The organism is Amycolatopsis sp. NPDC000009 (assembly GCF_055563465.1).
Genome location: NZ_JBVHDI010000002.1, coordinates 722,426 through 739,911 on the forward strand (window position 1 = coordinate 722,426; position 17,486 = coordinate 739,911).

General features: G+C 70.3%; 17 protein-coding genes. 9 read left to right on the forward strand and 8 right to left on the reverse strand.

The features are described from left to right. Positions 1 to 27: 27 nt before the first annotated feature. Positions 28 to 366: a winged helix-turn-helix transcriptional regulator gene (locus ACZ3HL_RS09585; RefSeq protein ID WP_063277672.1), complete on the forward strand. Its 339-nt coding sequence runs from the start codon at positions 28 to 30 to the stop codon at positions 364 to 366. A 384-nt stretch (positions 367 to 750) separates the two neighbouring features. On the opposite strand, the gene ACZ3HL_RS09590 is transcribed toward ACZ3HL_RS09585, so the two are convergent. After that, entirely contained in the window at positions 751 to 1,041 is a 291-nt protein-coding gene (locus tag ACZ3HL_RS09590) for a 4a-hydroxytetrahydrobiopterin dehydratase (RefSeq protein WP_465529939.1), read from the reverse strand. Positions 1,042 to 1,116: 75 nt separating this feature from the next. Here ACZ3HL_RS09590 and ACZ3HL_RS09595 point away from each other — a divergent pair, with 75 nt between their 5' ends. From ACZ3HL_RS09595 to ACZ3HL_RS09605, 3 genes are all read left to right on the forward strand, one after another. Beyond that, complete coding sequence (locus tag ACZ3HL_RS09595; RefSeq protein ID WP_465529941.1) at positions 1,117 to 2,169, forward strand: thiamine ABC transporter substrate-binding protein; 1,053 nt, start codon at positions 1,117 to 1,119, stop codon at positions 2,167 to 2,169. Positions 2,170 to 2,390: 221 nt separating this feature from the next. Beyond that, a complete protein-coding gene (locus tag ACZ3HL_RS09600; RefSeq protein ID WP_465530036.1) occupies positions 2,391 to 3,968 on the forward strand; it encodes an ABC transporter permease in 1,578 nt (525 codons plus the stop codon). Then, positions 3,968 to 5,008 carry an ABC transporter ATP-binding protein gene (locus ACZ3HL_RS09605; protein ID WP_465411134.1) on the forward strand — a complete coding sequence of 347 codons (1,041 nt, stop codon included), beginning with the start codon at positions 3,968 to 3,970 and terminating at the stop codon, positions 5,006 to 5,008. Before ACZ3HL_RS09600 ends, ACZ3HL_RS09605 begins: the two co-directional genes overlap by 1 nt. Here the strand turns inward: ACZ3HL_RS09605 and ACZ3HL_RS09610 are convergent. The 5 genes from ACZ3HL_RS09610 to ACZ3HL_RS09630 all read right to left on the reverse strand — a co-directional run bounded on the left by ACZ3HL_RS09610 (position 4,980) and on the right by ACZ3HL_RS09630 (position 10,710). Further along, on the reverse strand, positions 4,980 to 5,879 hold the full coding sequence (locus ACZ3HL_RS09610) for a universal stress protein (RefSeq protein WP_465529943.1): 900 nt from the start codon (positions 5,877 to 5,879) through the stop codon (positions 4,980 to 4,982). The genes ACZ3HL_RS09605 and ACZ3HL_RS09610 overlap by 29 nt on opposite strands. 166 nt (positions 5,880 to 6,045) lie before the next feature. Beyond that, positions 6,046 to 7,545 carry an alanine/glycine:cation symporter family protein gene (locus ACZ3HL_RS09615; protein ID WP_465529945.1) on the reverse strand — a complete coding sequence of 500 codons (1,500 nt, stop codon included), beginning with the start codon at positions 7,543 to 7,545 and terminating at the stop codon, positions 6,046 to 6,048. A gap of 221 nt (positions 7,546 to 7,766) precedes the next feature. Continuing rightward, entirely contained in the window at positions 7,767 to 8,636 is an 870-nt protein-coding gene (locus ACZ3HL_RS09620; RefSeq protein WP_465411137.1) for an ABC transporter permease, read from the reverse strand. Then, complete coding sequence (locus tag ACZ3HL_RS09625; RefSeq protein ID WP_465411138.1) at positions 8,633 to 9,628, reverse strand: ABC transporter ATP-binding protein; 996 nt, start codon at positions 9,626 to 9,628, stop codon at positions 8,633 to 8,635. Before ACZ3HL_RS09625 ends, ACZ3HL_RS09620 begins: the two co-directional genes overlap by 4 nt. Continuing rightward, a complete protein-coding gene (locus ACZ3HL_RS09630; RefSeq protein WP_465529947.1) occupies positions 9,625 to 10,710 on the reverse strand; it encodes a LolA family protein in 1,086 nt (361 codons plus the stop codon). The genes ACZ3HL_RS09625 and ACZ3HL_RS09630 overlap by 4 nt, the downstream gene beginning before the upstream one ends. Before the next feature lie 144 nt (positions 10,711 to 10,854). Here ACZ3HL_RS09630 and ACZ3HL_RS09635 point away from each other — a divergent pair, with 144 nt between their 5' ends. Genes ACZ3HL_RS09635 through ACZ3HL_RS09645 form a run of 3 tightly spaced genes read left to right on the forward strand, consistent with a single transcriptional unit; the run spans position 10,855 to position 13,308 of the window. Further along, the gene (locus ACZ3HL_RS09635; RefSeq protein WP_465411140.1) at positions 10,855 to 11,583 is read left to right on the forward strand and encodes a response regulator transcription factor; all 729 of its coding nucleotides are present in this window, start codon (positions 10,855 to 10,857) and stop codon (positions 11,581 to 11,583) included. After that, positions 11,580 to 12,908, forward strand: a complete 1,329-nt coding sequence (locus ACZ3HL_RS09640) for an ATP-binding protein (protein ID WP_465529949.1) — start codon at positions 11,580 to 11,582, stop codon at positions 12,906 to 12,908. The genes ACZ3HL_RS09635 and ACZ3HL_RS09640 overlap by 4 nt, the downstream gene beginning before the upstream one ends. Before the next feature lie 10 nt (positions 12,909 to 12,918). Beyond that, on the forward strand, positions 12,919 to 13,308 hold the full coding sequence (locus ACZ3HL_RS09645; protein ID WP_465529951.1) for a (deoxy)nucleoside triphosphate pyrophosphohydrolase: 390 nt from the start codon (positions 12,919 to 12,921) through the stop codon (positions 13,306 to 13,308). Positions 13,309 to 13,411: 103 nt separating this feature from the next. Here the strand turns inward: ACZ3HL_RS09645 and trpS are convergent, their stop codons facing one another. Beyond that, positions 13,412 to 14,377 (reverse strand): tryptophan--tRNA ligase, encoded by a 966-nt coding sequence (gene trpS / locus ACZ3HL_RS09650; protein ID WP_465411143.1) that lies wholly within the window; start codon positions 14,375 to 14,377, stop codon positions 13,412 to 13,414. Positions 14,378 to 14,711: 334 nt separating this feature from the next. Between trpS and ACZ3HL_RS09655 the strand changes: the two genes are divergently transcribed. Continuing rightward, complete coding sequence (locus ACZ3HL_RS09655) at positions 14,712 to 15,011, forward strand: YciI family protein (RefSeq protein WP_240599812.1); 300 nt, start codon at positions 14,712 to 14,714, stop codon at positions 15,009 to 15,011. 7 nt (positions 15,012 to 15,018) lie between these two features. On the opposite strand, the gene ACZ3HL_RS09660 is transcribed toward ACZ3HL_RS09655, so the two are convergent. Next, positions 15,019 to 15,177 carry a hypothetical protein gene (locus ACZ3HL_RS09660; protein ID WP_007028942.1) on the reverse strand — a complete coding sequence of 53 codons (159 nt, stop codon included), beginning with the start codon at positions 15,175 to 15,177 and terminating at the stop codon, positions 15,019 to 15,021. A gap of 195 nt (positions 15,178 to 15,372) precedes the next feature. On the opposite strand from ACZ3HL_RS09660, the gene typA reads away from it, so the two are divergent. Next, complete coding sequence (gene typA, locus ACZ3HL_RS09665) at positions 15,373 to 17,295, forward strand: translational GTPase TypA (protein WP_240599813.1); 1,923 nt, start codon at positions 15,373 to 15,375, stop codon at positions 17,293 to 17,295. Positions 17,296 to 17,486 lie beyond the last annotated feature (191 nt).

Genomic DNA, 17,486 nt, shown 5'->3' on the forward strand with positions numbered 1-17,486 from the left:
GGACGGGTGAAGCCGCTGAGCCCCGACATGTTCGCGCCCGGCTGCCCGTCGAATCTGACCCCGTTCCGGATCGGCGACAAATGGGCGGGCCTGGTCGTGCTGTGCCTGGAAGAAGGACCGCGCCGGTTCTCCGAACTGCGGGTGCCCTTGCGGGGAGTCACGCCGAAGGTCCTCACGGAGACCCTGCGGGCTCTGGAGCGCGACGGCATGATCACGCGGACGGCGTACGACGAGACGCCGCCCAGGGTGGAGTACGAGCTCACCTCGCTCGGCCGGACGTTGTTCGAGCCGATGGAGGCATGCCGTGAATGGGCGGCGAAGCACCTTCCGGAGCTGGTCGCCGCCCGCGAGGCCTACTCGGGCTGAAGGACTAGCCGAGCAGGCCGAGCACGACGATCGTCAGCAGCGTGATGGCCGCGGCGAAGGTGGTCACCCAGGCGCGCTGGGCGGCGGTGATGGAGGCGTTGTTCACGGCGGTTCCCCGGGGGAGAGAAGCGACAGGTCCGCCGGGAACAGCGCGTTGATCAGGCTCCGCGTTACCTGCCGGACGCCGGTGTGATCAACGTCACTGATCGTGCTGGTGATGCCGTTCGCGCGCCGTGTACCAGAGCACTCCGGCAGCGGCAGCCACCATCGCGCCGAAAGCCGAGAACCCCACCACGATCGCTTGCGTCATCACTCGTCCCCTTCTCGTTGGTCGTACTGGCTAGACGTCCGAGAAGCGGAGTCGTGGCGCGATCGTCGCGGACGTCACATACCGTCGAGTACCTCGTCGATCTGCGACGCAAGCGCGAAGTCCTTCTTCGTCAGCCCACCGGCGGAGTGCGTGCTGAGCCGGAACGTCACCGTCCGCCACCGGATGTCGATGTCGGGATGGTGGTCGGCCGCCTCCGCCAGTTCGGCCACCTTGTCCACCGCTTCGATGGCTTTCGGGAAACTCGGCAGCTTCGCCGTCCGCTCGATCGTCACGCCGTCACGGGTCCACCCGGAGAGCTTGGTCACGGCTTCGCCGGCCTGCTGGTCGTTCAAGATTTCCGCCATGACTCCATGGTGGTACGCCGTCGGCTACGCTGCACGTTTGCCACGGGTCCCCCCTTGAAGAACGCAGGAGGCTAGATGAAACGCGCCCTCCGCACGGTCGTTGCGGCTGGCACGGTGGCCGCCCTCGTCGCGGGCTGCTCGCTCTCCGGGAACACGGGGAACGACCCGCAGGCGCCGGCGACGGTCACGCTCGTGACACACGACTCGTGGCTCGCCCCCCAGGAGGTCCTCGACGCGTTCCAGCGGCAGTCCGGGATCAAGATCTCCGTGCTCAAGCAGGGGGACGCGGGCGCGCTGACCAACAAACTGGTGCTGACCAAGGCGAACCCGATCGGGGACGTCGCGTACGGCATCGACTCGACGTTCGCTTCGCGCGCGCTCACCGAGGGCGTTTTCGAGCAGTACACCAGCCCGGAGGCCGATCGCGGCCCGCAGCGCTACTCCATCGACCCCGAGCACCGGCTCTCCGCGGTCGACCTCGGCGACGTCTGCGTCAACATCGACACCCGGTACTTCGCGGACAAGGGGATCCCGGAGCCGAAGTCGTTCGCGGACCTGGCCGACGCCAAGTACAAGGACCTGATGGTTGCCGAGAGCCCCGCGACGTCGTCGCCCGGGCTGGCGTTCCTGCTCGGCACCGTGGCCCAGTTCGGCGAGCAGGGCTGGCAGGGGTACTGGACCCAGCTGAAGGCCAACGGTCTCAAGGTGGTCAGCGGCTGGGAAGAGGCCTACTCCAAGGAATTCTCCGGTTCCTCGGGCAAGGGGCCGCGCCCGATCGTCGTCTCCTACGCCTCTTCGCCCGCCGCCGAGATCGGCGACGACGGCAAGCCGCGCACGAAGGCGCTGCTGGACACCTGCTACCGCCAGGTCGAGTACGCGGGGGTGCTGAAGGGCGGCAAGCAGGTCGAGAAGGCCCGTAAGGTCGTGGACTTCCTCCTGTCCCAGCAGTTCCAGGTGACGGTGGCGAGCAACATGTACGTGTACCCGGCCCGTCAGGGCGTCGAGCTTCCGCAGGGCTGGGCGCAGGCCGCGCCGCAGCCGCAGCAGCCGAAGACGCTCGAACCGGCCAAGATCCAGGCCGGGCGCGAGCAGTGGATCGCGCAGTGGCGCACGCTGGTGGAAGGTTAGGGCGTGCTTCGTGAACTGAAGCCGGCAGACCTGGTGACGGTACGCGCGCGCGTCGTTCTTCGGCCGGAGGCCTCGGATTTGCGGAGACGGGCCGCTGACCCGGCCAGGTGAGTGACCAGCCGATGCCGCGGCCCGGCTGCGGAAATCCGAAAGCGCGCCTGGGAAGAAGGCTGAGTACCACCAGGCCGACTTTCCGCGGAGCCGGGCTGGCGGCGCTCGCCGTGCTGCCGCTCGGTTTCCTCGTGGTGTTCTTCGCCTGGCCGGTCGCCGCGATCATCGGCCGGGGCTTCGGCTCCGGCGGGGTCGGCACGGCCATCGGTGACCCGCTGACCTGGGAACTCGCCGGATTCACCGTCGCCAGTGCCGGAGTGTCGACGATCGTGGCGGTGCTGGCGGGCCTGCCGGTCGCGTTCCTGCTCGCGCGGGTGCGGCTGCCGGGTGTCTCGCTGGTCCGGACGCTCGTGCTGGTGCCGTTCGTGCTCCCGACGGTCGTGGTCGGCCTGGCGTTCCGCGCGCTCTGGCCCGACGGCGGGCTGCTGCCGCTGGTGCTGGCCAACGCCTTCTTCAACGTCGCCGTCGTCGCGCGCACGGTTTCCGGGCTGTGGAGCCATCTCGATCCGCGCACCGTGGACGCGGCGCGGGCACTCGGCGCGTCGCCGTGGCGTGCCTTCCGCTCGGTGACGCTGCCCGCGCTCGCCCCGGCCATCGCGTCTTCGGCCGCGGTGGTCTTTCTTTTCTGCGCCACCAGTTTCGGCGTCGTGCTCATCCTCGGCGGGGCGAAGTACCGCACCCTGGAGACCGAGATCTACCTGCGTACGGTCGAACTGCTCGACCTGTCCGGCGCGGCCGCGTTGTCGCTGGTGCAGTTCGCCGCCGTCGTCGCCGCGCTGGTCGTGGGAGCGCTGGCCAGGCGGCGGCGGGAGAACGCGGTGCGGCTGCGCTCGCGGAGCGAGACCGCGCGGCGTCCGAGGGGCGGTGAGTGGTGGGCCGTGTCCGCCGGGCTCGCGGTGGTCGCGCTCCTGATGACGCCGATCGTGGCGTTGCTGGCCGAGTCCGTGTCCACTTCGGACGGATGGAGCCTCGCCGGGTACGAAGCGCTCGCCGGACAGGGATCCAGGGGCGCACTCCAGGTTTCGGGGTGGGACGCGGCGTCGATGTCGCTGCGGACGGCGTTCGACGCGACGACGCTCGCGATGATCGTCGGCGTACTGGCCTCGGTCGTGCTGGTGGCGTTGCGCCGCACGCCGGGCAGGCTGGCCAAGGGGATGGGCGAGACGATGGACGCCGCGCTCATGCTGCCGCTGGGCGTGTCCGCGGTGACCGTCGGTTTCGGCTATCTCGTCACGCTCGACGCGCTGCCGGGTGACCTGCGGACGTCGCCGCTGCTGGTGCCGCTCGCGCAGGCGCTGGTGATCATCCCGCTGATCGTGCGGATGGTGCTGCCGGTGCTGCGGTCGGTCGACGTCCGGCTGCGGCAGGCCGCGTCGGCGCTCGGCGCGAGCCCCGGCCGGGTGTGGCGCGAGATCGATCTCCCGCTGACGGCGCGTTCGCTGGTCGCGGCGGCCGGGTTCGGGTACGTGGTCGCGCTCGGCGAGTTCGGCGCGACGAGCTTCCTGGCCAGGCCGGACGCGCCGACGTTGCCGGTCGCCGTCGCGACGCTGATCTCGCGGCCGGGGGAGCTGAACAACCAGATGGCCTACGCGGCCTGCGCGCTGCTCATGATCGTGACCGTGGTGGCGGTGGTGCTGATCGACCGGTTCGGCGCGGTCCGCGGGCAGAATTCGGTAGGGGAGTTCTAGTGTCGCTGTCGGTACGGGATCTGACCGTCCACTATGGAGCCTTCGCGGCGGTGACGGACGCCCGGCTGGACATCGCCGACGGCGAGGTGCTGGCCCTGCTCGGCCCGTCCGGTTCGGGGAAGTCGACGCTGCTGCGGGCGATCACCGGCCTGGAGCCGCTGACGTCGGGCACCGTGCGGTGGGACGGCGAGGACCTCTCCGGTGTCCCGGTGCACCGGCGTGAGTTCGGGCTGGTGTTCCAGGACGGACAGCTGTTCCCGCACAAGGACGTCGCCGCCAACATCGCGTTCGGGCTGCGGATGCACGACGTCCCCCGCGCCGAGCACGCCGAGCGGATCCGGGCGCTGCTCGCTCTGGTCGGGCTGACCGGTTACGAGCGGCGGAGGGTGACCGAGCTCTCCGGCGGGCAGGCGCAGCGGGTGGCGCTGGCCCGCGCGCTCGCGCCGGAACCGCGGTTGCTGCTGCTGGACGAGCCGCTGTCCGGGTTGGACGCCGGGCTGCGGGAACAGCTGGCGATCGACCTCGCGGCCCTGCTGCGGCGCAGCAAGATCACCGCGCTGCTGGTCACGCACGATCAGGAGGAGGCGTTCACGCTCGCCGACCGGGTCGCCGTGCTCGACGACGGTGAGATCCGGCAGGAGGGCGCGGTGCGCAGTGTCTGGCGGCAGCCGGTGGACGAGGACGTCGCACGGTTCCTGGGCGTGACCACCTTCGTCGACGGTGAGGCTTCCTCCGGTGTGGTGCGGACGCCGCTCGGCGAGGTCACGCTGCCCGACGTCGAGGACGGCGCGGTGCGGCTGGGGCTGAGGCCGCACGGCCTGCGGGTGGCCCCGGACGGTGTCGAGGGCGAGGTCGTCGCCGTGGTGCACCGCCGGGAGCACGTGCGGCTCGTGGTCGCACCCGGCGGCGATCTGTCCACTGTGGACGCCGTTGCGCCGGTCACGGCCGATCTGCGCCCCGGCGACACCGTGCGGCTCGCCTTCGACCCGGACGGCGTCGCCCGGCTTCCCGCTAACGCTCGGGGGACCGGGCGACGATGACAGGGCACAGCGCGTAAGAAAGCACCTGCTGGCTGGTCGACCCGAGCAGCAGCCCGGCGAATCCGCCCCGACCCCGGGTGCCGACCACGAGGAGCTGGGCACGGTCGGCGTATCCGAGCAACACTTCAGCCGGCTTCCCCCGGGTGACGACGTGCTCGACCGAAACGTCCGGATACTGGCTTTGCGAGCCGGCGAGCCGCTCGGCCAGCACTTCCCTCTCGCGCTCCTCGATGTCGCTGGCGTTGTACGTCCATTCTGTTTCGTCGAACAGTGCCGACGGGAGGACGTCGTCCCAGGTGTGGACCGCCACCAGCGGCGCGTCGCGCCTCGAAGCCTGTTCGAAGGCGAGTGCCAGCGCGGCATCGCTGGTGTGTGAGCCGTCGACACCGACCACGACCGGGCCTTCCTCGGGCGGGTCGTCCTCGGCCACGTGAGAGCGCACCACCGCGACCGGGCACTTCGCGTGCGCCGCGAGAGCGATCGACACCGAGCCGACCAGCAGCCTGCCCAGCGGACGGATCTGTTCCGGGCCGAGTACCAGCAGGCCGGCGTCCTCCGAAATCGCCAGCAACGCCTGCGCCGGCTTCTCGTGGCGCAGGTCCAGGGCGACCTTCAGGGAAGGTGCCACCTTCCGTGCCACGTCTTCGGCCTCGCGGAGCAGGCGGTGTCCTCGCATCTCCGCCATTTCCGCGAGCTCTTCGCGCGTCGGCAAGGGTTGTGGATACTCCAGGGAGTCCTTGTCGAACGCGAGTACCAGCCGGAGTCCGGCCCCTCGGCGACGCGCTTCCGCCGCCGCCCAGCGGACGGCCAGCAGTGAGGACGCGTTTCCGTCGACCCCGGCGACCACGGGCCTGCCCGCTTGCTCGTTCACGGCGATCGCTCCTTACCTCGGACACGACTATGTGCCTTCGCGCGGCGTCGGCGGCAGAGCCGGACGGCTCGGATCGCCGGGACCGAATACCCGGAGTGGTGGGCGCCGAAACCTGGAGCCCGCGTCGCGGTGCGTGAGGCCGGGCGAGGCCTCACGCACCCGCGGGTCACTTGACGCGGACGACCTCTCCTTCACGGCGGCGCCGGCGGTAGTTGGTCATTTCCCGTTTGACCACCGGGGCGAGCAGGTAGAGCCCGATGATGTTGAACAGCGCGAGCAGGAACAGGACCGCGTCGGCGAAGTCCAGGACACTGCCGAGGGTGAGCACCGACCCCACCACCACGAACAGGCAGAACACCACGTGGTAGAGCCGCTCGCTGAGCATGCTCTTGCCGAACAGGTAGGTCCAGGCCTTCTGTCCGTAGTAACCCCACGTGATGATGGTGGACACGGCGAAGAGCACCACCGCCACGGTGAGCACGTAGGGGAACCAAGGCAGCGCGCTGGCGAACGATTCGGAGGTGACCGTCACCCCGTCCGGGGTGGGACCGCCCGCGGCCACGGTGGCCTTGGCATCGGTCCAGAACTGGGTTTTGGCGATGATGACCGTCAGCGCGGTCATGGTGCAGACGATCACGGTGTCGACGAACGGCTCGAGAAGAGCCACGTAACCCTCGGTGATCGGGTGCTTGGTCCGCACCGCGGAGTGCGCGATGGGCGCGGAGCCCAGCCCGGCTTCGTTGGAGAACGCCGCACGCTGGAAGCCCACGATCAGCGCGCCGATGGCGCCACCGGCCACGCCTTCGGGAGCGAAGGCGCCGGAGACGATCTCGCCGAAGGCGGCGGGCACCGAGGTGATGTTGGTGCCGATGACGATCAGGCAGGCGACCACGTAGACGATGCCCATGGTGGGTACGAGCTTGCTGGTGACCGCGCCGATGGACTTGATACCGCCGACGATCACGAGGCCGACGAAGGCGGCGAGCACTATTCCGAAGATCAGGGCCGCGCCGTCGCCGCCGAGGAAGCCGTCGTCACCGCCGGTGACGTTGCGCAGCTGGGCGAAGCTCTGGTTGGCCTGGAACATGTTGCCGCCGGCGATGCCGAAGAACAGGATCATCACCGCCGCGCCCGCCGCGAGGACCTTGCCGAGGGTGCGCCCGCCCGCGGTGGGGAAGCGTTCGGCGATGCCTCGGCGCAGGTAGTGCATCGGGCCGCCGGAAACGGTCCCGTCGGCGTGCACCTCGCGGTATTTCACCCCGAGCGTGCACTCGACGAATTTGGTGCACATGCCCAGGAGACCGCAGATGATCATCCAGAAGGTGGCACCGGCTCCGCCGATGGTGACCGCGACGCCGACACCGGCGATATTGCCGAGGCCGACCGTGCCGGACAGGGCCGAGCTGAGGGCCTGGAAGTGGGAGATCTCGCCTGGCTCGTCCGGGCGGGTGAACTGGCCGCGGGCGATCTGGGTGGCGAGGCGGAAGGCCCGGAACTGGACGAAGCCGAAGTAGACGGTGAAGGCGGCCGCGGCGACGACCAGCCAGGCGACGATCCAGGGGAAGGTGACACCGAAGACGGTGACCTCGGCGAACACGAACCCGGACACCGCGTCGGAGATCGGTTTGAACACGCTGTTGATCGCGTTCTCGATCCCCGACAGCATGCCACTTTCCGCGGCGAGCACCTGATCGGATGCGGAGTGGGGATGTGGCAGGGACCACGTTGTCTGGAACATGGGGGACAAGTCGACACAAAGTGGACCGAGTGCACAAGGGCGCGGCTGATTAGTCTGCGGTTCGTTACCTGTTGACAGGGTTCCCTTAAGGTTGGCCGGGCGTCCGCTCGACCTCCGCGCTCAACTGAGCGCGGAGGGTCGCGGATCCTTCAGCCGTCCCGCGTCGTGAGACGCGCGTAGGCGATCGAGAGCCCGATGGCGATGTAGCAGGCGGCACGCAGCGCGCCCTCCCCGAGGATCGCGGTGTCCACCGGGTCCATCAGCACCGAGGCGGGCGCCTGCGTCCAGTTCTCGTTGAGCAGGAACGGATGCAGCCACGAGACCGCGTCCAGGAAGCCGAGGATGGTGAACACGATCGTCCCGGCCAGCACCGAGGCGACGACCAGCATCGGATGTTCGGTGAACGCCGAGATCGCGAGCGCCACCGCGCCGACCGCCCACAGCTGCAGGACCACCCACGCGGCCACGAGCAGGACGCGGCCCAGCGCGTCCCAGACGCTCAGCGTCGAGCCGGTGAGGGTGAACATCGAGTCGGCGCCGCTGATGATCAGGCCGGTGGCGAAACCGGTGAACGTCATGGCCAGTACGGCGACCGCCGAAACCGTCGCGACGCCGAACGCCTTGATCGCGAGCAGCCTGCCCCGGCCGACCGGCGCGACCAGCCAGCCGCGCAGCGTCCCGTGGGCCGCCTCGCCGGCGATCGCGTCCGCCCCGGCCATCGCCGAAGCGAGCGGGAGCAGCAGCCCCAGCGTCATGGTCAGGGCCGCGACCGGCAGGATGAAGCCGTTGCTGACCGCGGAAGCGAGCAGCGCACCGTCCCGTCCGCCGCTCGTTTCCGCGGTGTCGACGAACGTCAGCGCGACCCCGATGATCACCGGGATCAGCGCGAGCAGGCCCAGTACGGCGAGCGTGCGGGGCCGCCGGAAGATCCAGCGCAGTTCCGCCCGGTACAACCGGAACAGCCCGACACTGTCCTGCCCGGTCCGTGCCGCGGGTGCCGCGGCCAGAGCGTGGGTCACGACTCCCCCTCACCGTCTACAGTGGACTCCGGCTGGGTCAGCCGGGCGAACAGGTCTTCGAGCCCGGTCCGCGCCCGCGCCGCCTCGTGCACGGCCACCCCGGCCGTCACCAGCTGACGCAGCACGTCGGGGGCTTCGGCGGCGGTCAGGTCGACGCGGACGCCGTCCGGCGTGAGCCTGCTGCCGATCCTGTTCTCCCGCAACGTCTCCACCGCGAGTTCGGCGTCCGGCGTCCGCACCAGGAGCGCCGCGTTCCCCGACTCCAGCAGCTCCGAGAGCTCGCCCTGGGCGATCACGTTCCCGGACTGGAGCACCGCGACGTGCGTACAGGTCGCCTCGACCTCCGCCAGCAGATGCGAAGACACCAGCACGGTGACGCCGTCGGCGTGCAGTTCGCCGATGATCCGGCGGATCTCCCTGGTGCCCGCCGGGTCGAGGCCGTTCGTCGGCTCGTCGAGCACGACCATCCGCCTCGGCACGAGCAGCGCGCTCGCCAGGCCCATCCGCTGCTTCATCCCGAGCGAATAGCCCTTGTAGCGCCGGGTGGCGGCGCCGGTCAGGCCGACCCGCTCAAGTGCCGCGTCGACCGCGCCGGGGATCCCCGCCGAGGCCAGCCGCGGTTCGGCCGCGGCCACGCGCAGCAGGTTCTCCCGCCCGGAGAGAAAAGGGTGGAAACCCGGCCCTTCGACGAGCGCGCCGACGTCGGGCAGCGCGTGCGCCGCCTCGTCGGGCATCCGCTTGCCGAAGAGTTCGACCTCGCCCTCGGTGGGCCGCACGAGACCGAGCAGCATCCGGATGGTCGTCGTCTTGCCCGAACCGTTGGGGCCGAGCATCCCCAGCACGGCGCCTTCGGGAACGTCGAGATCGACGTGGTCAACGGCCACCGTGCGGCCGTAGACCTTGCGCAGGCCCCTGGTGCGGGCCGCCATGGGTACCGCCGGAGCGGACGCCTCCGGAGAAGCGTCCGCCCCGGCTTCGAACGTGGTGGTCACTTCGCGGCCAAAGCCTCGAAGAGGACCTGCTCCGGCACCGCGCCCGCGGCGTAGCGGCCGTCGTCGGTCAGCACGCCGCTGCCGACCTTGGTGGTCACCAGCCAGCCACTGCCCCAGGCACCGCTGACCGGCTTGGCGAACCGCGAAAGCAGCGCCTTCGGGTCGACCTGGCGGCCCTGCTCGTCCTTGGCCTCGCCGGCCTTCGCCAGCGCGTCGGCCGGGATCTTGCCGGTGATCGCGGTGTCCCAGCCGTCGCCGACGACCTTGATCTCGGACTTCGCCTGCGCGGCCAGCTCACGGTCCTTCGGCTCGACCTCGGCGGTCTTCTCGGTCACCTTCGCGCCCTTGGGCGGGGTGAACTCGAAGTTCGACGCGGGCTGGTTCGCGAAGTTGATCTCGCTGAACGAAGCCTCGAACGCCGGGGCGGACGTGCCGTTGGCCAGCACCGTGACCCGCAGCGGCATCCGGGTCTGGTCGTCGATCGCGACGCGGATCTCGCGCAGGACGGTCCGCTCGGTCGGCTTCGGGGTCAGCACCAGTTCGTACGCGGCGCGATTCGCCACCGAGGCCGTCCCGTCGACGGCGATCGTGCTGCTCTCGCGCACCTTGCCGAGCAGTTCGGAGGCGACCGTGGCCGGGTCGACGGCCTCGGCCTTGTCCCGGTGCTCCTTGGCCAGCCCGTCCGGGATGGTCATCTTGGTGGCCGAGTTGTCCTTGGAGCTGAACTCCCAGACCGTCTGGCCGTTCCGGACGATGGTCTGCTGACTGGAGCCCTCGGTGAGCGAGATCTTGCTCTTGCCCGTGCCGTCGGTCGAAACCTGCGCCGAGTCGACGTCGAGCGCCGAGACACCGGGCAGGGCGCCGCCGACCTGCGGCAGGCCGAGGTCGTTGCTGACCTTGACCTTCCCGTCGAACGCCGGCGGCTTCGCGTTGAGCGTCGACCGCACCAGCTCTTCGGCGCTGATCTGCGGCAAGACGGGCGCGTCGCCCGCGGTGGCCGGCATCGCGACGACGACGAGGCCGCCGACGCCGAGAGCCGTCCCCACCACCGCCGCGGTGATGGCCTTCCTCTTCGGATCCATGCTGTCTCTCCCTGTTTCCCCGAACCCCAGTGTGCTCGGGTCTTGGCGACAACGCTTCCCCGGAAACGCTGAGACACCACTCAGACTCCGCCTTCGGAGCTGAGATGGCGCTGAGAGGTCGCGCGTGAGCTGGTGAAAGCGTGAATGATGAAGGACGTGAAACCTCGAGTACTGGTGGTCGACGACGAGCCCGGCGTGCGCAAGGCGTTGCAGCGGGGGCTGCGCGCGGAGGACATGGACGTGGTCACGGCGGCAGACGGGCCCAGCGGCCTGCGGCTCGCGCAGACGGGCTCCTTCGACGTCGTCCTGCTCGACATCATGCTCCCGGGTCTTTCCGGCTACCGCGTACTCGAACGCCTCCGCGCGCTCGGCGTCACCACCCCGGTGCTGATGATCTCCGCGAAGGACGGCGAGGTCGACCAGGCGGACGGCCTCGACCTCGGCGCCGACGGTTACCTCGTGAAACCGTTCTCGTTCGTCGTCCTGGTCGCTCAGGTGCGCGCGGTGCTGCGGCGGGCCTCGCCGGACGCCATCCGCGGGCCGCTGCGCATCGGTGCGCTCGAAGTCGACCGGAGCCTGCGGCAGGTCCGCTACGACGGCGTCGAAGTGGCGTTCAGCCCTCGCGAGTTCGCGCTGCTGGAGGTGCTGGCCGGCCGGGCGGGCACGGTCGTCACCAAGGACGAGCTGCTCCGCGCCGTCTGGGGTGACGAGCAGGCCGCGACCCGGAACGTCGTCGAGGTCTACGTCGGTTACGTGCGCCGCAAACTCGACGCCGTCGGCGCGGGCGCCCTGGTCCGGACCGTGCGCGGACACGGTTACCTGGCCTCGGATCCGCAGCTCGACGAAGTGATCGCCCCGGCGGGCCAGGGGTGATCGGCTCGCCGTCCTGGTGGCGCCGCCGCTCGCTGGAGGTCCGGATCACCCTGCTCACGGCCACGGTCACGCTCGGCTTCCTGCTCGGGCTGGCGGCGGTCGCGGGGGACAACCTCCAGCCGCTGCTGATCGGCTCGGTCGACGACGAGCTGAGTGCCCAGCTGGAAACCGCGAAGGCCGACGTCGCCGCCGGACGGGTGCCGTCGGGATCGGCGGTCACCGTCCGCGTCCTCGACACCGGCGGCGGCCCGGTGGACGGCCTGCCGCCCGCGAACCTCGGTCCCGCGGAGGTCCGGGCGCTGAAGGCGGGCGAACCGGTCACGACCGGCGGCGAGCACAGCTGGCGCTGGGCGGGCACCGTGGTCACCGCCCCCGACGGGCAGCAGCGGCTCGTCGTGGCGGGTGCGGGCTTGGTCGGCTTCGCGACGGCTGTGCACTCCGGCGGGCTGTGGCTGTTCGTGGTCGCGTCGGTCGGCGCGGTGGGCGCCGGGATCGCGACGTGGCTGCTGGTGCGGTTCGCCCTGCGGCCGGTGGCGCGGATGCGCGGGTCGGTGCGGGTGCTCCCGCCGGGCGCGCGGCTGCCGCTCCCGGATTCGCACGACGAACTCCGCGCGCTGGCCGAGGAGTTCAACGCGTTGCTGGCCAGGCAGGAGGAAGGCGCCGAACGGCTCCGCCGGTTCACCGGGGACGCCGCGCACGAGCTCCGGTCGCCCGTCGCGTCGATCCGCGTGCAGGCCGAGGTCGCGGTCACCAATCCCGATCCCGAGCTCTCGCAGGAGACCCTTTCCGACATCCTGGAGGAGGCGGAACGGCTCTCCGCGCTGCTCGACGGGCTGCTGGCGCTGGCGCGGTCGGACGCCGGGGAGGTCCCGCCCGCGGAACCCGTCGAGCTGGTGAGCGAGGTACGGGCCGCGGTCGCGCGGATGCCCGCCGGCGCGCCGGAGATCCGGGTGAGCGGCACGGTCGGGGCCGCGTGGGCGCTGGCCACGCACGCCGAGGTCGAGCTGGTACTGAGCAACCTCCTGCGCAACGCCTGCCGGTACGCGCGCGGCCAGATCGTGGTGTCGGTGCTCGCGGCGCGGTCCACCGTGCGGGTGGTCGTCGACGACGACGGGCCGGGTATCGCGCCCGAGCACCGCGAGCGGGTGTTCGACCGGTTCTATCGCGTGTCCGATTCGCGGGCGAGGTCTTCTGGCGGCACCGGGCTGGGGCTGGCGATGGTCGCGGAGGCCGTCCGGCGCCGAGGGGGCCGCGTACGAGTCGGCGAGTCACCCGACGGCGGGGCGCGGTTCCAGGTCGTCTGGCAGGCGGCGCGCGGTCAGTAGGGTGTGCCGCGTGGTGATCGTGGGCGCCGCCATCGTGCGGGACGGACAGTTGCTGGCGCAGCGGCGGGCTTGGCCCGCCGACCACGCCGGGCGATGGGAACTGCCGGGCGGGCGCGTCGAGGACGGCGAAAGCGACGAAGCCGCCTTGGCGCGGGAATGCCTGGAGGAGCTGGACGTCGCCGTGACGGTCGCGGGCCGGGTCGGCGAAGACGTGCCGCTGCCGAAGGGCAAGGTGCTGCGGATCTACGCCGCGACGCTGGTCAGCGCGGGGGACGAGCCGCGAGCCGTGGAGCACGAGGACGTCCGGTGGATCTCCGCGCACGAACTCGACGACCTCGACTGGCTGCCCGCCGACCGGATCCTCCTGCCCGCCCTGCACACCCTGATCGCAAGTCCGTGAAGGACTCCTTGAGGGACTTGAATCCATGCTGTGGCGCGCAGCGTCTCCGTTGAGGGAGGCGGCGGGGGCATGGATGGACCCTCAAGGAGTCCTTCACGGAACTTCAGCCGGCGCCGATGAGCCGCAGCGCGGACTGCAGCCGGTGCTCGCCCCGTTCCGCCGCCCGGACGGCGCCCGCCTTGCGCACCCGCTCCAGCTCACCGGGGTCGCTCAGCAGCGCCAACGCGCCTTCCCGGACCGGCCGCAGCTCCTCGATCAGCGCCTCGGCGACCGCCTCCTTCACCTGGCCGTAGGAGTCGAACCGGTCCGCGAGGACCTCGGGCTTCTCCTTGGTGCACGCCGCGAGGATGTCCAGCAGATTCGCCATCCCCGGCCGGGTTTCCGGCGCGTAGGCCGGTGTTGACCCGCCGTCGGTCTTCGCGCGCTTGACCTTCCGGCGGACCTGGTCGGGCTCGTCGAGGACGAAGACCACCCCGGCCTCTTCCTTCGTCGACTTGGACATCTTCCGCGTCGGCTCGGCGAGGTCCATGACCCGCGCGCCGGCGGGCGGCAGCACCGCCTTCGGCATGGTGAACACGTCGCCGTAGGTGGAGTTGAACCGTTTCGCCAGCGTCCGCGCCAGCTCGACGTGCTGCCGCTGGTCCTCGCCGACCGGGACCTCGTCCGCGCCCTGCAGCAGGATGTCCGCCGCCATCAGCACCGGATAGGTCAGCAGGGACAGCCGCACCCCGGCCCGGCCCTTCGACTTCTCCTTGAACTGGATCATCCTGGCGGCCTCGCCGTAGTTGCAGGTGCACTCGAGGACCCAGTTGAGGGCGCCCAGCTCGCGGGCGATGTCGGATTGCACGAACACGCGATCCGGCTCGATCCCGGCCGCGATCAGCACGGCCAGCTGCTCGGACGCCATCGAACGCAGCTTCGCCGGATTGTGCGAGTTCGTCATGGCGTGCAAATCGGAGACGAAGTACAGGTCGTCCGGCCCGCCCTCGCCGGCCCAGCGCCGGATGGCCCCCAGGTGGTTCCCGACGTGGACGTGGCCGGACGGGGTGATCCCGGACAACCTGATCATCTGCCTTCTTCCTTCCGGATTCGGGCCGCCCCAGGGTCCGGGCACGAAAAAGGCCGCCCGGTGGGGCGGCCTGGTGGTGCGCTCGTCTGGTTCAGCGCAGGACTTCGGGGCCGCCGGAGGGCGGCCACCACTGGGCGTTCTGCGCGCGCATGCCACCGAGAGTACCGCAGCCACCGCGTTTCGTCCTCCGGATGCGGTGGTTCGACGTCGAACCACCGCATCCAGAGGACGAAACGCGGGCGGTTTCACTCATTCCGGGCACAGCGCGTCAACACTTCATATCAGCCGGGGCAGTACACCCGTCATATTGGCGATGCGGGTCTACCTTCAACTCATGTTTGTCGTCCTGCTGACCTACACCGCGCCCATCGAAGAAATCGACTACGTGCTCCCGGACCACGCCGACTGGCTGACCAAACAGTACGAACACGGCAATTTCCTCGCCTCCGGCAGGCGCAACCCGCGCATCGGCGGCGTGATCATCACCAAGCCCATGGCCAGGGGAAAGCTGGACGCGATCCTCGCGACCGACCCCTTCTCGATCAAGCACATGGCCGCCTACGAGGTGATCGAGTTCTCGCCGACCCGGACCGCGCCGGAACTACGGGCGATCAACGAGGCGGTGGTGCATTGACGATCTTCTAGGCGGCCTTCGCGATCTTCGTCTTCGCCTTTTTCAGGGCGAGGACGGGGCATTTGCCGCACCTCGACTTCGACCGGCAGCATTTCTTCTTGACCTTGCCGGACTTCATCCATTTGCGCACGAGCTTGTGCGGGTCGTCGGGTAGTTTCTTGCCCACGCGCGCTCCTTCTCCGACCCTGTCGGCGACCTCTACACGTTAGGTGAGCCTAACCGATCTGGGGGCGTGGGGCTGCTCACAGTCGGGCTACCGGTATCCTGGTGTGGTCCGCGTATGGCCAAAGTCGGCCAGGCGTGTCTCGCAACGCGCGAGCGCGGGCACCACACCCGAACTTGAAACCTTTGGAGCCTTCGCGTGCCCGCAGCCAGCGCCACCGCAGTCGATGCCGGCCGCTCGTCCGGCAAGACCCGGCCCGACCTGCGCAACGTCGCCATCGTCGCACACGTCGACCACGGTAAGACGACCCTCGTCGACGCGATGCTCCGGCAGTCCGGCGCCTTCGAGGAACGCGCCGAACTCGTCGATCGCGTGATGGACTCCGGGGAGCTCGAGCGGGAAAAGGGCATCACCATCCTCGCGAAGAACACCTCCATCCGGCGCAAGACCGACGAGGGCATGGTGACGATCAACGTCATCGACACCCCCGGTCACGCCGACTTCGGCGGCGAGGTCGAACGCGGCCTGTCCATGGTGGACGGTGTCGTGCTGCTGGTCGACGCCAGCGAGGGCCCGCTCCCGCAGACCCGGTTCGTGCTGCGCAAGACCCTCGAAGCCGGCCTGCCGGTGATCCTGGTCGTCAACAAGACCGACCGCCCCGACGCCCGGATCACCGAGGTCGTCGAAGAGACCCACGACCTCCTGCTCGATCTGGCCGGTGACATCGAGGACGCCGACCTCGACGCGATCCTCGACCTGCCGGTCGTCTTCGCCTCCGCGCGAGCGGGCAAGGCGAGCCTGGAGCAGCCCGCCGACGGCGCGGTGCCCGAGAGCGAGAACCTCGACCCGCTGTTCGAGACGCTGATGCGCCACGTGCCGCCGCCCTTCGCCGACCGCGAAGGCCCGCTGCGCGCGCTGGTCACCAACCTCGACGCCTCCAACTTCCTCGGGCGGATCGCGCTGATCCGCATCCACTCCGGCAGCCTGCGCAAGGGCCAGACCGTGGCGTGGATGCGCGAGGACGGCACCATCCAGAACGTCCGCATCTCCGAACTGCTGGTCACCGAGGCGCTCACCCGCGTCCCGGCGACCGAGGCGAGCGCGGGCGAGCTGGTCGCCATCGCCGGCATCCCGGAGATCACCATCGGCGACACCCTCGCCGACGTCGAGAACCCGGAGGCGCTGCCCCGGATCGCCGTCGACGAGCCCGCCATCTCGATGACCATCGGGGTCAACACCTCGCCGCTGGCCGGCCGCAGCGGTGGCGACAAGGTCACCGCCCGCCTGGTGAAGGCGCGCCTCGACCAGGAGCTGATCGGTAACGTCTCGATCCGCGTCCTGCCGACCGAGCGCCCCGACACCTGGGAGGTCCAGGGCCGTGGCGAGCTGGCGCTGGCCATCCTGGTCGAGCAGATGCGCCGCGAGGGCTTCGAGCTGACCGTCGGCAAGCCGCAGGTGGTCACCAAGATGATCGACGGCAAGCTGCACGAGCCGTTCGAGCGGCTGTCGATCGACTCCCCGGAGGAGCACCTCGGCGGCATCACGCAGCTGCTGGCCGCCCGCAAGGGCCGGATGGAGCACATGGGCGGGCACGGCACCGGCCGCATCAAGCTCGACTACGTCCTCCCGGCGCGCGGCCTGATCGGCTTCCGCACCGACTTCCTCACCGAGACCCGCGGCACCGGTATCGCGAACCACGTGTTCGAGGGGTACTTCCCGTGGGCGGGCGAGATCCGCACCCGGCACTCCGGTTCGCTGGTCGCCGACCGGTCCGGCCCGATCACCGCGTACGCGATGATCCAGCTGGCCGACCGCGGCACCTTCTTCGTGGAGCCGGGCGCCGAGGTGTACGAGGGCATGGTCGTGGGCGAGAACCCGCGTGCCGAAGACCTCGACATCAACATCACCAAGGAGAAGAAGCTGACCAACATGCGTCAGTCCTCCGCCGACGTGATGGAGACGCTGGCCCGCCCGCGCAAGATGGGCCTGGAGGAGGCGCTGGAGTTCTGCTCCGTCGACGAATGCGTCGAGGTCGCCCCCGACGTCGTCCGGATCCGCAAGGTCACGCTGGACGTCAACCAGCGCGCCAAGGAGCGCAACCGCAACAAGAACCGCGGCTGAGCAAGTACAGGAAGGCCCCTTTCCTCGCGCCAGACGCGAGGAAAGGGGCCTTCCTGTACTTGGCCACCTGAGCGGACGACGCGCGGGGGGGGCCGGGGCCCCCCCCCGGGGTCGGGGGGGGCCCGGGTGTGGGCCCAACGGGCCCCCGGGGGGGCGGGCGGGGAAACCCGCGTGCCCGCGCGGGGGGTGGG

Excerpts from the sequence above, each read along its gene's own strand:
- ACZ3HL_RS09585 (WP_063277672.1), top strand. The coding sequence starts at position 28 with ATGTTCGCGCCCGGCTGCCCGTCGAATCTGACCCCGTTCCGGATCGGC.
- ACZ3HL_RS09590 (WP_465529939.1), bottom strand. The coding sequence starts at position 1,041 with ATGGCGGAAATCTTGAACGACCAGCAGGCCGGCGAAGCCGTGACCAAG.
- ACZ3HL_RS09595 (WP_465529941.1), top strand. The coding sequence starts at position 1,117 with ATGAAACGCGCCCTCCGCACGGTCGTTGCGGCTGGCACGGTGGCCGCC.
- ACZ3HL_RS09615 (WP_465529945.1), bottom strand. The coding sequence starts at position 7,545 with ATGCTGTCGGGGATCGAGAACGCGATCAACAGCGTGTTCAAACCGATC.
- ACZ3HL_RS09630 (WP_465529947.1), bottom strand. The coding sequence starts at position 10,710 with ATGGATCCGAAGAGGAAGGCCATCACCGCGGCGGTGGTGGGGACGGCT.
- ACZ3HL_RS09635 (WP_465411140.1), top strand. The coding sequence starts at position 10,855 with ATGATGAAGGACGTGAAACCTCGAGTACTGGTGGTCGACGACGAGCCC.
- trpS (WP_465411143.1), bottom strand. The coding sequence starts at position 14,377 with ATGATCAGGTTGTCCGGGATCACCCCGTCCGGCCACGTCCACGTCGGG.
- ACZ3HL_RS09655 (WP_240599812.1), top strand. The coding sequence starts at position 14,712 with ATGTTTGTCGTCCTGCTGACCTACACCGCGCCCATCGAAGAAATCGAC.